Below are 15,023 nucleotides of genomic sequence, written 5' to 3'. Positions count from 1 at the left end.
CCTGTTTTATCAATGTTCAAACTGACCAAATTCCTGCTGCAACAGTCGGTTTTGTGCCAGGCGCTGAGAAAGCGCGGGGCCAAGGCGTTCGACGACTGCAGACAGCAGAAGGTTGAAAAGGCAACTGATGGGGGCCAGCGAATCCCAAAAATTGGCGGTGTCCGTTTTTACCTGGAGTAAATCCACCGGATAATCCCGGGCCCACGGACACCAGATATCGGTAACCAGCGCCATCGACACGCCACGTGCGGTGGCGACCCGACAAAACTGTCTTGCTACGGTGGAATAGGCTCGCGTATCCGTAAGAATGACGTAAGGCTTTGACGACTCGGAGTTCAGCGACTCCAGCCAACTGCCCGAGCTGCCATCGGCATAGGTCACGCGCGGTCGCAGATATTCCAGATGACTGAAGAAGGTATTCGCGATGCCCCGGGTGGACTGAATCCCCAACACGATGACGGTTTCGGCCTCGGCTATTTGCTGGCTGATATGGCGAAAGGTCTCCGTCTGCGCCAGCTGGTAGACATAGCGGATAGCCTCTAACTCCATTTGTAATGACTGACTGGCTGGATCCGGCAGCGTGCGTTGCTGCTCCCATGAATCAAGACGGTCAATCACGCCCCATTGCTTGTACGGCGTATTCGGCACATCGCGCAGCAGGTTTTTCACATCATCAAGATTTTTAAATCCCAGCTTGCGCAAATAACGCCCGACAGTAATTCCGCTGGTGCCGGTCGCCTGGGCAATGCTGTCCGCCGTTTCAAAGGGGATTTGTTCGGAATGGCTGAGCAGCCACGAACTTATCCGTTTTTCGCTGGGCGTTTGCTGACTAATGGCAGCCTCGATTTTTTTCAGCAGTTCGGTGTGAGCGCTCATGTCGTCCTCAATGTTACCTGGCTGTCATTGCTCGCAATGTTGTTATTTAAGTAACAAGCACAATGCATGCCAGTTTGCCCTGGCCTGTTAAAAAACAGCCACGTCAGGTGATTATGTGCAACGGAATGGTGGAGTTGATAGCCTGCCGATAAATTAAGCGCAATCGAGGTGCAACGTAATTGAAACTTGCATCACACTAGTGCAACAAAATAACCCGGTAATGTGATCCAGACTGAAGAAACGATGTTCCTCTTTCCGCGTACGAGCGAGTGGCCGATCCTTTACGTCGGGGCCGGCAACAAGGTGCGTACGATGCACGGCGCTGTCGAGCGCCGCGATGAGCTGCCATCAGGCGACAAAAGCGGTTTGTGCCCTGTCGTTTTATGGCGTGCATCGGGCAGACCGGATTGCGTTAAGAAGGGCATCATCGTCAGGGATGAATGAATGCGTTTCGCCATCTTTTATAAAGGGGGAGAGCAGAACGCGAAAAAATCAGCAACATTTACCGCTTCGTTAATCAGGCTTTTAAGAATGTTTACCGGCAATAAAATGGCAGCAAAGCCAATTCGGTCACATACTTGTGTTTTTTAACTCAGTAAGTGACCTGTCATGATCAGCTTTGTTCGTTCCTTGTTCGCCAGCCCGGATAAATTCCTCCAGATAATGAGCCGCCAGGACATAAACGACTCCATTGCCGATGGTGAACGCATTATTATCGATGAAAACGGTAACGCCGCGGTCAATATCCTCAGTGAGGAAGTAAAAGAGGATTTCAACCGGCACGTCAATAGCTTAAAAGGAGTCTGAGGTGGGTACCGCGATTTTTATGGTATTGATGGTAAGTGGTTACTGGTACACCAGTCGGGATCTTTCCAGCCGTTTCAAAATGCGCCGTACCTCAGGCTGGGATGTCTATTTTCTGGTGGCGTTATACGGTTGTATATTCGTGCTTCAGGGGGTTTTTGCCACCGCATTTATTTGGTTTGTCTTATTTATTATTTCCTCCGTTTCCAACGCGCTTTATATTTTCCCCGGCGATCATCTTCAGCTGCAAATGAAGTTTATGAACTGGAGCTTTTTAGGTATTCAGGCACCGGTAGTCATTATGCTAACCTTCGCCATTCTGTTTTGCCTTTATCGCTCGAACTGGGCGGGCAGCGCACGGCTTAATGTCTCTGGCCGAAAAGACCTCTATCAAAAACTCTCCCGTTCTAACGGCGTCGAGCAGATGCTTTTCCAGTGCATGGAGGAGGGGGAACTGGCATGGATCACGCTAAAATCGCGACGCATCTACATAGGCATGGTGCATGCGGCAACTTTTGAATATGAAAGCACCGCCAATATCGTGCTCATTCCGATGCTGAGCGGTTATCGCGACAGCCATACATTAAAGCTGGCGGTCGAACATAATTACAGTAGCTGGTACGCCGAGCACGGCATCACGCTGGATTCAGAACCCAAAAATGCCATGGCGTTTCGCAAAGTGATCATGCTGGACCAGATCGAGAGCTTCTCATTGTTCGATCCCGCCAGCGCGACAGCCCTGGCAATGGGAGAAGATCATCCGCAGAGTGTGGAAAAGAGCCGGGATGGCAACAAATCTTCGCCGCCTGATCAGCAGATTGAGTAACCCAGGCAGGGCGTATCAGGACACACAGCAGGGTCGGAGCGGCGGTATCCGCACAAAACAGCCTGTATAATGCAGTGCGTGCGCTAACCCGCCTCTACTCTGCTTACTGACTTCATCAACGAGGACAATCCTATGGCTCATCAGGGGAAAATCTTAGTTATCGGCGCGTCGCGCGGCATCGGACTCGCCGTGGTTAACGCGTTTGTAGCCCATCACTGGCAGGTGACGGCCACTTACCGTAGTGCTATTCCGCCACAAGGCGAGCACCCTGAGGTTGACTGGCATCAAGTGGATATAACGGATACCGACGCGGTTAAACACGTTGCGGTCCAGCTGAGTGGAGAGCCTTATGACGCCATTTTGATTAATGCAGGCATTTACGGGCCAGCGCATCAAAAGTTGGCCGAGACGGATGACAGCGAACTGATGCAGCTGTTCCTGACCAATGCCGTCGCGCCGGTACGTTGCGCTGAGATTTTGCTGCCGTTGCTGAATCAGCAAAAGGGCGTGATTGCGTTAACGTCTTCGCAGCTTGCCAGCCTGAATGAGAACCGCAGCGCGGACGCTCCTCTATATTCGGCCAGTAAAGCGGCGCTCAATATGTTGACCCGTTCCCTTGCCAGAGGGGTAGAAGCGCAGAATGGCACGCTGTTAACGCTGCATCCCGGCTGGGTGAAAACGGATATGGGCGGCGATAAGGCCCCCCTTACGGCTGAAAAAAGCGCGGAAGGGATCTTCACGCAGTTGACGATGTTTCAGGGGCGCGGTGGTCACCACTATGTGGACTACGCGGGAAAAACGCTGCAATGGTAATGGCGTAAAGGAATTCGCCCTCAGGCCTTCACTACAGGCAGGGGCGATCCGATACACTGAAGTTTTGCAACAGACCTGTCCCGGCATTACACTGCCCTTTTTATTTCATTGATTGAAGGTGCTTATGTCTCAGCCCTATCAGCGTCAACCGCTACCGTTGCCCGGTGGACACAAAAAAGTGCTTCTGCACTCCTGCTGTGCGCCCTGTTCAGGGGAAGTCATGGAAGCCATGCTGGCCTCCGGCATTGAATACACGATCTATTTCTATAACCCGAATATTCATCCGCTTAAAGAGTACGAACTGCGTAAAGAGGAGAATATCCGCTTTGCTGAAAAGTTTAATGTGCCTTTTGTCGATGCAGATTACGATCGTGATGACTGGTTTAAACGGGCCAAAGGCATGGAATGGGAGCCTGAGCGTGGTGAGCGATGCACCATGTGCTTCGATATGCGTTTTGAGCGTACGGCGCTCTATGCGCATGAAAATGGTTTTCCTGTTATCACCAGTTGTCTGGGGATTTCCCGATGGAAGAACATGCAGCAGATTAATGACTGCGGTGTCCGTGCGGCGGCAAAATATCCCGATTTGACCTACTGGGAATTTAACTGGCGCAAAGGCGGCGGCTCGGCGCGTATGATCGAAATCAGTAAGCGCGAAAGCTTTTATCAGCAAGAGTACTGCGGATGTATTTACTCATTACGCGATACCAATCGTCATCGTGTTGCCAACGGGCGAGAGCGAATTCAGATTGGCGTGCAATATTATAAGCCGGACGAGTAACGCCTGTATTTAAAAAAAGCGGACTAAATCGTCGCTGCTCCGGGTGTCATTTATTCCGCTGTAAACCGGCTTTTTTGTCTTTTTCGGCGTCCGTATGCAGAGACTACAGGGATGCGCACCGGTGGACGTGGCGCTGTCCGTTCCCCCTTTCATTTGTCTTTTGCGGCAAACGCTGGGCGTACAGCCCATCATCTGTTTAAACGAGCGCGTAAAAGATTGTTGGCTTTCAAAATGGTATTTAACGGCCAGGTTGATAATAGGTGTACGGCTGTTTTTGAGATCGTTAATACAGGATATTAATTTCTTCTTGCGAATATAGCGTGCAAGCGTTTCATCGTTATAGCGGGAAAATAACTTCTGCAGATACCATTTTGAATAGCCCGCCTTTTCAGCAATATCATCAATGCTTAATCGCTGATCGAGATTTTCATTAATCCATTCAGTAACAGAAATAATTACGCTCTCATTGTATTTGTTCTCATTCATAACACCCCCTTAAATAATGAGGATGATTTTAAATTAACATATGTTTCTCAAAATAGGCGTTACGTAAAGATTCTCAAGGAAGTGCATGGTTATTTCCAGGAATGTGAAATAACATGATGAGCAATTATATTTATGCGTGATATGTATATTATTTGTTGCAAAGGTGGGAGGGGTGACTTTGTGGTACTATTACATCACGTTACCATGCCGCAAGTAAAATGTCACCCTGAGCAAAGTTAAAGCAGGCCTCTCTGCGACACGTTGTCGCATCGCAGAGAACGACTGCCTACAGCAGATTTTGCTCCGCCAGGTCGAGCGCAAAATAACTGAAGATCAGATCGGCACCCGCACGTTTAATGGCCCCCAGGCTCTCAAGCACCACGTTACGTTCATCAATCGCGCCGGCCTGCGCGGCAAATTTAATCATCGCATATTCACCGCTGACCTGATAAGCCGCCAGGGGAAGCTCAGTGCGTTCACGAATGTCGCGCAGGATGTCCAGATAGGCGCCAGCCGGTTTCACCATCAGCGAATCGGCACCTTCGGCGGCATCAATCAGTGATTCGCGAATGGCCTCGCGGCGATTCATGGGGTTCATCTGATACGTTTTGCGATCGCCTTTCAGCGCGGTTCCGGCGGCTTCACGGAACGGGCCGTAGAAGGATGACGCAAATTTGGTGGAATAAGACATAATCGCCGTTTGCGTAAAGCCCGCAGCATCCAGTGCCTGGCGGATAGCCTGCACCTGACCATCCATCGCGGCCGAGGGCGCGATAAAGTCAGCGCCTGCCGCTGCCGCGACAACGGCCTGCTTACCCAGGTTAATAAGGGTTGCGTCGTTATCCACGCCGTGATCGCACAGCACGCCACAGTGGCCGTGGCTGGTGTATTCACAGAAGCAGGTATCCGACATCACAATCATTTCAGGCACGGTATCTTTGCAAATGCGCGACATCCGTGCGACCAGGCCGTTTTCATTCCAGGCATCGCTGCCGGTCGCGTCGGTATGATGAGAAATCCCGAAGGTCATCACGGAGCGGATGCCTGCCCTGGCGATACGTTCAATCTCGTGGGCCAGACGTTTTTCCGGGATACGCCTTACGCCTGGCATAGCCTGAATGTCTTTATAGTCATCAACGCCTTCCTCAACAAAAATGGGTAAAGCCAGGTCGTTGATACTGAGGGTGGACTCCTGAAACATTGCACGCATGGATGCGCTGGCGCGCAATCTTCTGGGACGTTGGGTAAGGGAAAAATCAGACATAGTTACTCACGTAGCTAATTCAAATAAGACGGACAGTCTACTCCGATTAAGAGCAGGCGATGAAGGTTTGTGTGCGGTGCGCTGAGAGAATAAAACGTCTCCCGCCACAAGGCGGGAGACGGAGGAGCTTACTCGTTAATGTCCGGGTGCTGCTGCACCAGATTTTTACGTTTCGCTTCGAGACGGGCAATTTCTGCGTCGATATCTTCGATTTTCTGTTCGATGTTATCGTGGTGTTCCTGAAGGATTTCGCGCGCCTCTTCTAAATCTGATGCGGCAGGCGTCGCCCCTTTCAGCGGCTTATTCGCGGTCTCTTTCATGTAAAGACCGGTAATCAGACCGACCACCGCCACGACCATCAGATAGTACGCGGGCATGTAGAGGTTGTTGGTCGCTTCGACCAGCCAGGCCGCGGCCGTTGGCGTCAGACCGGCAATCAATACCGAAATATTGAAGGCGCTGGCTAAGGCGCTATAACGAATATGCGTAGGGAACATTGCAGGCAGAGACGATGCCATCACACCCGTAAAGGCATTCAGGATTACCGCCAGTAGTAGCAGTCCGGCAAAAATCATTCCCAGCACGCCGCTGTTGATCATCATAAAGGCGGGAATAGCAAAAACCATCAACGCAATACTGCCCAGAATCACAAACGGACGGCGGCCAAAACGGTCGCTCAGCATGCCCATTACCGGCTGTACAAACAGCATCCCCATCATGATGGCGATGATGATCAGCACGCCATGATCTTCCGAGTAATGCAGGTTGTGTGACAGATAACTTGGCATGTAGGTGAGCAGCATGTAGTAGGTCACGTTGGTCGCAATGACCAGGCCGATACAGGCTAGCAGGCTGCGCCAGTGTTTGGTGGCGATCTCTTTGAAAGAGACTTTCGGACCATCACGCAGGCCTTCGCGATCCCCCTGTTCCAGCTTATCAACGTGCTGCTGGAATGCTGGCGTTTCTTCCAGCGCATGACGCAGATATAAACCAATAATGCCCAACGGCAAGGCCAGGAAGAAAGGAAGACGCCAGCCCCACTCAAGGAAGTTCTCTTCGCCAATAATGGTCGAGATCAGGACGACAACGCCCGCACCCAGCACAAAACCGGCAATAGAACCGAAGTCGAGCCAGCTTCCCATAAAGCCACGTTTGCGGTCCGGTGAATACTCCGCCACGAAAATCGATGCGCCGGTATATTCCCCGCCGACGGAAAAGCCCTGCGCCATTTTGGCCAACAGCAGCAAAATCGGTGCCCAGATGCCGATGGAGGCGTAAGAGGGAATCAGACCAATACAGAACGTACTGACCGACATAATGACAATGGTAATGGACAGTATTTTCTGACGGCCATATTTATCACCCAGCATGCCGAAGAACAGGCCACCCAGAGGACGAATCAGAAAAGGAACAGAGAACGTTGCCAGGGCGGCAATCATTTGAATGCCCGGCGAGGCATCCGGAAAAAAGACTTTACCTAAGGCATAAGCCACAAAGCCATAAACACCAAAATCAAACCACTCCATGGCGTTACCCAACGACGCGGCGGTAATGGCTTTTCGTAAACGGGCATCATCAATGATGGTCACATCATCGATCCCAATCGGTTTTACACGCTTCCTACGCAATTTCATAGAATTACCCTGTAATGGAACATGAAAGTCCTCAACGGCGCGAACCGACCACAGCGTTCAGACCGCTGCGTTGAGGAAATTTAAGCATAGCCGTAAAACAGCATTATCTTTCGACGTATAAACACAACGAAAACTGCCGTGATTCATTTCATCGACCGCAGAGTATAACGTTTTTGTGTGATATTTGTCATGTTTGGCCTGAAAGTGACCAACTCTGCCTTGTGTTTACACCAGTCTTACTGGCTAAAAAAAGAAGCAGGCGAACGCGATTGCCTGGTAACTATACGTGCCGATGGCAAGTGAAAATGCGCTCTGACGCATTACAGGTTAAAATTACTTATGATTTTTCGTGTTGACTGTTGAGGCTTGCCTAATCAATTCCCTTCAGTAATACTCATCCCCCTTGATTTTGATAGAAATTGTCAAGGAGGATATCGCCATGAGCCAAAATCCCTGGGTGGCGCTCATCGATAGTGTGGAAAAAAAATTAATCTATCCTGCCACTCTGTTGTCCGCTGATCGGCAGCGCGGCGAGAGGACACAGATGGACTCTGCGCCGGGTTGGTTTCGCTGTCGGGGGAAACGCTGGATAAACCGACTGACGAAGCTGAGCGAAACGCTTATCACGTCGACGACAACGGGGAAGCAGTGCTCGGCATATGAAGAATGCCAGCAGTTACTCCAGCAGTCGGTGCCAACGCTACAGCGGCTAAGTCAGCGAACCCGTCGGCCCTGTGAAGGCCTGTCTGTCTGCCAGCAGGAAGAAACGGTAGCCGTCGCATTGCGCGCGGCACGTAAACGGCGCTAAATCCCTACAAAATCATTTCGTGCTGTTGTCATCCGATGGTGACCTGATGTGCACTAGAGCGCTTCAGGAGGCACTGGCAAATGACCATATTTTTCCATCCATGCAATGAAGGCGCTGTTTTCCATAGGGCGGGCATAAAAATAGCCTTGCACGAAGGTCACGCCGTGCTGTTGCAGGTAGTGGAATTGCAGTGCAGTTTCAACACCTTCACCTAATACCTGTAGCTTAAGCTTGTGGCTCAGGCTGATAATGGCGTCCAGCACAGGCGTTTCGCCATCCAGTGATTCAATGGCATTAATAAAGCCCCGATCGATTTTGAGATAGTCCAGCGCGAAAGTTTGCAGATAACTGAGCGAGCAATGGCCGGTTCCGAAGTCATCAATCGCGACTTTCATCCCCGCCGCACGCAATCTTTCCAGTTTGTCCGCCACCACGTTACCTTCCTTAATCAGGCTTCGTTCGGTCAGCTCCAGAGTGAGGTTAAATTCCGTTACTGCCATCTTTTCCGCGAAGCTCAGCATCTCATCGACGAAGTCTGGATGCTGAAGATGGTCGGCGGCCACGTTAATTGCCAGATGAAAACCGGGATTCGTTTTCCACTGCCGCGCGTCTTCAACGATTAAATCCATTAAATGGCGGGTAACGGGAATGATCATTCCCTCGGCTTCCGCCGCGCTGATGAAGGTATCGGGACGTACGCTGTCACCATTGGGCAGCGTCCAGCGCAAAAGGGCTTCTGCGCCGGTGCAGCGTTTAAGCGCATAGCTGTAGGTAGGCTGATAGTGCACGCTGAACTGCCCGGAACGAATGGCGCGACGAATGTCATCTGCCCATGAAAATCGCCGGCGTAGCCACGATGCCGTGAGAATCATCAACAAAACGGAAAACACGGAAGCAAAAGGCATAATCAGGAGCAACAACTGTTTCAGTGCTTTTATGCGTTCTGTGCCCGGTGCCAGTAGCGTTACGCTGATGGGATAGCGCGATGACGTGGCGCGATAAAGTTGAGGAGAAGGCCCGGTATCTCCGGTAAAATCATGTTCACCTGACACAATTGACGCACCGTCACTGAAGCGCATCGTGATCTGATAATCGTGCGTGCTCCCTAACGCACTCATAAAATCGATGAGATATTGCCCTTCCACCATTACCCAGACGGCTCTGCCTGCGGTAAGGTTACGCACAAAGATGACGGCGGGCCGGTCGGGTACGCTGTAGGAGCCGCGCAGAGACAAACTCCACCCGTCTTTGCGCGCCACCGGCGGCGTTACGCCAATCATCGCTTTCAGGGTTGAGGGTTTATTACCGTAAGCCGAAGAGCAGGTGATCACGTCGTTTTCCAGCGTGCCCAGGCCACGAAAATAGGGATAAAGCGTGCCGTTAAGCCGCAATGCATGCTCAATTTGCTCGCAGGGCTGCTCCTCGTACTGCCGAAGCCAGGCAATCATGCTCCAGGCGTTGTCGCTGATTTTTTCTGCCTGAGACAGTAAAGTCGCTGCCGTGTTGATCTGTTGCTCGCGCACAGTTTGACGCGCATCAATGGCACAAAAAAACAGTCCCAGAAGGAGTGGCAGGACGCCAGCAAAGACGATAAGTAGCCTGGTATGGGCCGGTTTTTCTTTAATCAGCGGCACCGTATAACCTCTGAATTGTAATCATGTTTTTGAGCGGTGCTAAGGGTTTATTCAGCATAGCACGCCAGTTCACACCACGGGTGAACGGTCGGATATCCTTTGCCTCCGATAATCGTCATTATCGGCCTCGTCCATAATTTATTGACAGAAAATTCATGCCCGGATTGGGTGAAAGACGACACATAACAGAGTGTACTGATGAAAGTGAATACTCACATTTTCTGCCAGGTGTCCCTGTGGCCGGCAGGCAAGCCGTGCGCGCGGGGCAAAAGAATGTCCCCGCGCGGTGGAGAAAGCAAAAGGGCGTTGACGCCGCAGGCACGGACCACATGCGCCGGGTCAACGGAACACGATGGCTTTCCGGTCTGGCACGCCCCCTCCAGCGGCACCGTGGTGGGCTAATCCTGGAAGTAGATTTGCTTCAGCGCGACTTCTACGCCACGCAGCTCGGCCAGCCCCTTGAGCCTGCCGATTGCTGAATAGCCCGGATTGGTGCGCTTGTGCAAATCGTCCAGCATCTGATGACCGTGATCGGGACGCATAGGAATAGCGCGTAGATTGCCTGCACGGCGACGGCGCTGCTCCTCAGCCAGAATGACTTTGATGACGCCAACCATATCAACGTCTCCCGCCAGATGAGCGGCTTCGTGGAAGCTGTTGGGGTTTGCTTCGCGTTTTGTGGCGCGTAAATGCACGAAGTTAATACGATCGGCAAAGGTTTCGGCCATCGTAACCAGTGGGTTATCCTCGCGAACGCCGTACGATCCTGTACAGAAGCAGAATCCGTTATGCAGGCTGTCGACAGTCTCTCTCAGCCACTGCATATCCTCCTGGGTGGAGACAATGCGCGGCAGGCCAAGAATAGGACGCGGCGGATCGTCAGGATGTACCGCCAGTTTGATGCCCACCTCTTCTGCCACTGGCACAATAGCCCGCAGGAAGGTGGCCATATGCTCGCGCAGTCTGGCTTTATCAATGCCATCATATTGGGCCAGCTGGGCCTGGAACTGTTCAAGCGTGTAGCCTTCTTCCGCACCGGGTAAACCCGCAATGATGTTGCGCACCAGCGTGGCTTTCTCTTCTTCGTTCATCGCGGCAAAACAGGCAGCAGCGGCCTGCTGCTCGGCGGGGCTGTATTCTTTTTCCGCACCGGGACGTTTTAACAGGTACAGTTCAAACGCAGCAAACGCATCGGCGTCAAACCGCAACGCTTTCGCCCCATCCGGCAAGGTCCAGGCCAGATCGGTACGCGTCCAGTCAAGCACCGGCATAAAGTTGTAGCACACGGTATCGATCCCGCAGGCGGCCAGATTACGAATCGACTGCTGATAGTTGGCGATATAGCGCGAATAATCGCCCCGTTGCGTTTTAATGGATTCGTGAACGGGAATGCTTTCAACAACAGACCAGGTGAGTCCTTTTTCCGCCAGTAGCGCCTGACGTGCTTTGATTTCGGCTACGGGCCACACGTCGCCGTTTGGGATGTGATGAAGTGCCGTAACAATACCGGTTGCACCTGCCTGGCGAGCATCGTCCAGTGAAACAGGATCGTTGGGGCCGTACCAGCGCCATGTATGTTCCATTATTACTCCTTGATGAACGGGTGGCCCAGTGGTCAGGCCGCTGGACCAAGAGTAAATTAGCGCGTAAATTAAGGCCGTGATCCGGATCGCAGCATAGTAAATACGTCCGGCTGGATTCTGCAAAGACGGCCATAACAGGAGAAGGTGATGGTGCTACCGGTACTGAAAACTGAACGACTTTATCGACAGATCGCCAATGCCATTATCGCGGGCATTCAGCGTGGGGATTTCGTACCCGGCGGTGCGTTGCCACCGGAGCGAGAGCTGGCAAAGCAGTTGGGCGTCAGTCGCTCGTCCGTGCGTGAAGCGCTGATTGCGCTTGAAATGACGGGCTACGTCACTATCCAGACCGGAACGGGCGTATTTGTCGCCCAAACCCTGCCTCAGCCCTCAGCGGTCAAAGACACCGAACATTTCAGCCTGCAGGATCTTTTACAGGCGCGCGAAGCCTATGAAAGTCTGCTGGCAGGAATGGCGGCGCGTAACGGCAGTGAGGCGCAGCGTGAGCGGCTCATGGCGATGAGCATCAGCCTCCAGCAATTTAATGAAAACGATGCGGCGTTTATAGAACAGGATAAAGCCTTTCATCTTTTGATTAGCGAGATGAGCGGTAACGATCTGCTGCGGGAGATGATGGAAAACCTGTGGAACAAACGCGACAGCGCGCATTTTCGTCGGCTGGAACGCCATTATGCAGACAATACCTTTGCTGACGAAATGAACGCCGACCATCAGTGCATTGCAGAGGCCATTGTCGGGGGAGATGAGCAGGCTGCACAGGCTGCGATGAGAGCGCATCTGCAGCATGTGCAGCAGCGTTTACTTGGTTAGCAGCCGGGCAGGTTTAGGACGTCCGGTGCCCAGCATGATTGCCAGCCGGCTTCCGCCTGGCGTGGTTTCCATCAAAATTTTTGTAATGCTGGTCAGCGGTACGGAGAGCAGCATACCGACCGGACCCAACAGCCAGCCCCAGAAGATCAAGGACAGAAAGACCACCAGTGTCGACAATCCCAGTCCGCGCCCCATGATGCGCGGCTCTAACATATTGCCAAACACCATATGAATGGCGGTAAACAGCGCCGCCACCATCGCCGCGTCAAACACACTGTTCAGCAACAGTGCCTGCAGGAAAGGGGGAATACCGGCGATAATCGGCCCGATATTGGGAATAAAATTCAGGATAAAGGCTACCACGCCCCACAGTAACGCAAATTTCACATCCAGCAGGTACAGCGTCAGCCAGACCGAGATACCGGTAATCAGGCTGATCAGCGTTTTTAACGCCAGGTAATGCGTCACGCCTTTAAGCGCTTTGTGTAAACCCGCAATACGAATTTTGGGGTTCACAAACGAGTTGCGCATTTTGTAAGGCAGGTGGTGCACTTCAAACAGCATAAAGACGACGGTAAGGATCAACAGGACAGTATTGGTCATTGCGCCGGAAAAACCACTCAGCGCCACGCTGGCCAGATTCATCAATGTGTTGGGATCGAAGCGCTGAACCAGCGCATCGGTAGAGACATTCAGATGAATGCTGGCCGCCAGATGCTGAACGACCAGCATTTTCTTTTCCATGATGGTGCGCAGTTGAGGATAGAGATCGTAAAACTCACTCATGGAGCTGGCCAGTACGGCCCCCAGCAGCAAAATCACAACAAAAATGACCGTGATCACCAGCGTAATCGCCATCCCGCGCCGCAGTCCGCGCCGCATCAGTATCGTGACTAAGGGATTCAACACAATGGCAAAAAACGCCGCCAGGAGTAACGGCACCAGAATATCGGAAGCGGCTCTTATCCCGGCAAGGATAATCACTAACATCGCCAGTTTGATTAAGATATTTTGTCCAATTCTTTCCTGCTGCAACCCGTTCATTCGTTCTCTCTACGCATAAATAACTGATTGAAGTGTAGTTGAAGGAAAAATCAGAAGCGGATTCGTTGAGGAAAAGGGTAAGCGAGGCGAGACGGTGACGGGAAACAGGACGCGAAAGGGTGTTAAGCGTCCTGATGCCGCGGCGGACAATGGCGACTGTCACGGCGATATGCTGTCAACAGCGATGCCGCCGCAATGAAACGACGCAGGCGACCGCCTGCCGCCTCCTTACACTGAGGGCGCAGATTCCTCTTTCGTGGCGTCCTGTGGCACCGGCTCCTGCCCGCCGGGAATCAGAATATTCAGCACGATGGCAACAATCCCGCCGCTGGTGGCGGCTGAACCAAACAGGTTCGCAAACAGGGGCGGCAGATGGGAAAGGGCAGCAGGCACGGACTCAATCCCTAAGCCGAAGCTGAATGCCAGGCCGACAATCAGCATCTCTCTGCGCGTCAGCGCGGTCTGGCTGAGAATACGAATGCCGGCCGTTACCACGCAGCCAAACATCACCATGGTCGCGCCACCCAGGACGGGCGTGGGAATCTGACGCAACGCTTCGCTAAACGGCGGAAACAGAGCCAGTAAAATCAGCATCACACCGATATAGCGGCCAACAAAACGGCTTGCCACACCGGTCATCTGTATGACGCCGTTGTTTTGCGCAAAGGTGGTATTTGGAAAGGCACTCAGCATGGCGGCAATCATACAACTCAGTCCGTCAGCCAGAATGCCGCCTTTCAGGCGCGCACTGAACGCTTTATCCGTAATCGACTTACCGGAGATCAGGTGGTTTGCGGTAAGATCGCCTACCGCCTCAATGATGCAGACCAGTGAAACCAGCACTACAGGCACAAAAAGGCTGCTGTTGAAGTGAAAGCCAAACGGAAACAGCGCGGGCAGGCGAAACAGGCTGTCCCCCAAACCATGCACCTGAAATTTGCCGCTCAGTGCCGCCGCGATGCAGCCGGTGAGAATGCCGACCACGATGGATGACAGACGCAGCCAGCGGTTCCCCGAACAGCTCAGCAGCACGATCACGCCAAGCGTCAACGCCCCCAGGGCGAGGTTGCTAAGGCTGGCAAAATCCTGTGCATTCTGACCGCCGCACCAGTTAATCACGCTGACCTTAATCAGGCTGATACCGATTAACGCAATCACGCTTCCCGTCACGACCGGCGTAAAGACCCGTTTTAAGGTATCAATAAAGCGGCTGACGATAACCGGAACCAGCGCGGCCACGGCGTTGATGCCAAACAGCATCGCCATAATGTCCTCAGGGCTGCCGCCCTGGGCTTTGACCCACAGGCCACCTGAAATGGCGACGCCGAGAAAAGCAAAGCTGGTGCCCTGCATGCATATCATGCCCGCGCCCACGCCCCACACGCGATTTGACTGCAGAAAGGTGCCGATGCCCGAAGCAAGGAGCGACATACTAATTAAATACGGAAGCCAGGCTTCCAGACCAAGCGCGGTGCCAATTAGCAAAGGCGGCGTGATAATCCCGACCAGACCTGCCAGTACATGCTGCGATGCGCTAAAAAAAGCCTGCACAGGCGGAATTCGCTGATCAAGGCCGTACAGTAAGCCACTGTTTTTTTCGTCAGACACGGTTATCTCATCTCAGTGCGGGGAAGTCACC

Annotated in this window: 14 protein-coding genes; 6 read left to right on the top strand and 8 right to left on the bottom strand. The window is 52.6% G+C overall.

Annotated features, from left to right (window positions below):
* Nucleotides 1-9 precede the first annotated feature (9 nt).
* Nucleotides 10-876, bottom strand: a complete 867-nt coding sequence (locus RAC60_RS11725; protein ID WP_006121084.1) for a MurR/RpiR family transcriptional regulator — start codon at nt 874-876, stop codon at nt 10-12.
* 609 nt (nt 877-1,485) lie between these two features.
* On the opposite strand from RAC60_RS11725, the gene RAC60_RS11720 reads away from it, so the two are divergent.
* The 4 genes from RAC60_RS11720 (at nt 1,486) to RAC60_RS11705 (ending at nt 4,100) form a co-directional block, all read left to right on the top strand.
* A complete protein-coding gene (locus RAC60_RS11720) occupies nt 1,486-1,683 on the top strand; it encodes a hypothetical protein (protein ID WP_033738245.1) in 198 nt (65 codons plus the stop codon).
* Between the two features lies 1 nt (nt 1,684).
* On the top strand, nt 1,685-2,506 hold the full coding sequence (locus RAC60_RS11715) for a hypothetical protein (RefSeq protein WP_006121083.1): 822 nt from the start codon (nt 1,685-1,687) through the stop codon (nt 2,504-2,506).
* Between the two features lie 132 nt (nt 2,507-2,638).
* Entirely contained in the window at nt 2,639-3,319 is a 681-nt protein-coding gene (locus tag RAC60_RS11710) for an SDR family oxidoreductase (RefSeq protein ID WP_375093773.1), read from the top strand.
* A gap of 124 nt (nt 3,320-3,443) precedes the next feature.
* Nucleotides 3,444-4,100, top strand: a complete 657-nt coding sequence (locus RAC60_RS11705) for an epoxyqueuosine reductase QueH (RefSeq protein ID WP_006121081.1) — start codon at nt 3,444-3,446, stop codon at nt 4,098-4,100.
* Between the two features lie 9 nt (nt 4,101-4,109).
* Here RAC60_RS11705 and RAC60_RS11700 read toward each other — a convergent pair whose 3' ends face one another.
* The 3 genes from RAC60_RS11700 to proP all read right to left on the bottom strand — a co-directional run bounded on the left by RAC60_RS11700 (nt 4,110) and on the right by proP (nt 7,484).
* Nucleotides 4,110-4,586, bottom strand: a complete 477-nt coding sequence (locus tag RAC60_RS11700; protein ID WP_054686856.1) for a helix-turn-helix domain-containing protein — start codon at nt 4,584-4,586, stop codon at nt 4,110-4,112.
* A 286-nt stretch (nt 4,587-4,872) separates the two neighbouring features.
* A complete protein-coding gene (gene hemB / locus RAC60_RS11695; RefSeq protein WP_006121079.1) occupies nt 4,873-5,850 on the bottom strand; it encodes a porphobilinogen synthase in 978 nt (325 codons plus the stop codon).
* 128 nt (nt 5,851-5,978) lie between these two features.
* A complete protein-coding gene (proP, locus tag RAC60_RS11690) occupies nt 5,979-7,484 on the bottom strand; it encodes a glycine betaine/L-proline transporter ProP (protein ID WP_006121078.1) in 1,506 nt (501 codons plus the stop codon).
* Nucleotides 7,485-7,923: 439 nt separating this feature from the next.
* Between proP and RAC60_RS11685 the strand changes: the two genes are divergently transcribed.
* On the top strand, nt 7,924-8,292 hold the full coding sequence (locus RAC60_RS11685; protein ID WP_226376310.1) for a hypothetical protein: 369 nt from the start codon (nt 7,924-7,926) through the stop codon (nt 8,290-8,292).
* Between the two features lie 53 nt (nt 8,293-8,345).
* On the opposite strand, the gene RAC60_RS11680 is transcribed toward RAC60_RS11685, so the two are convergent.
* Both RAC60_RS11680 and uxuA read right to left on the bottom strand, forming a co-directional pair.
* The gene (locus RAC60_RS11680) at nt 8,346-9,926 is read right to left on the bottom strand and encodes an EAL domain-containing protein (protein ID WP_054632928.1); all 1,581 of its coding nucleotides are present in this window, start codon (nt 9,924-9,926) and stop codon (nt 8,346-8,348) included.
* A 398-nt stretch (nt 9,927-10,324) separates the two neighbouring features.
* A complete protein-coding gene (gene uxuA / locus RAC60_RS11675; protein ID WP_375093770.1) occupies nt 10,325-11,509 on the bottom strand; it encodes a mannonate dehydratase in 1,185 nt (394 codons plus the stop codon).
* Between the two features lie 147 nt (nt 11,510-11,656).
* On the opposite strand from uxuA, the gene RAC60_RS11670 reads away from it, so the two are divergent.
* On the top strand, nt 11,657-12,340 hold the full coding sequence (locus tag RAC60_RS11670; RefSeq protein ID WP_039342744.1) for a FadR/GntR family transcriptional regulator: 684 nt from the start codon (nt 11,657-11,659) through the stop codon (nt 12,338-12,340).
* On the opposite strand, the gene RAC60_RS11665 is transcribed toward RAC60_RS11670, so the two are convergent.
* Both RAC60_RS11665 and RAC60_RS11660 read right to left on the bottom strand, forming a co-directional pair.
* The gene (locus tag RAC60_RS11665; protein WP_006121073.1) at nt 12,329-13,384 is read right to left on the bottom strand and encodes an AI-2E family transporter; all 1,056 of its coding nucleotides are present in this window, start codon (nt 13,382-13,384) and stop codon (nt 12,329-12,331) included. The genes RAC60_RS11670 and RAC60_RS11665 overlap by 12 nt on opposite strands.
* Nucleotides 13,385-13,612: 228 nt before the next feature.
* Nucleotides 13,613-14,992 carry a nucleobase:cation symporter-2 family protein gene (locus RAC60_RS11660; protein ID WP_375093768.1) on the bottom strand — a complete coding sequence of 460 codons (1,380 nt, stop codon included), beginning with the start codon at nt 14,990-14,992 and terminating at the stop codon, nt 13,613-13,615.
* Nucleotides 14,993-15,023 lie beyond the last annotated feature (31 nt).

This window comes from Pantoea sp. BR_17, from assembly GCF_041955125.1.
Lineage (GTDB): Bacteria > Pseudomonadota > Gammaproteobacteria > Enterobacterales > Enterobacteriaceae > Pantoea > Pantoea stewartii.
This window is presented reverse-complemented; position numbering and strand designations above follow the sequence as displayed.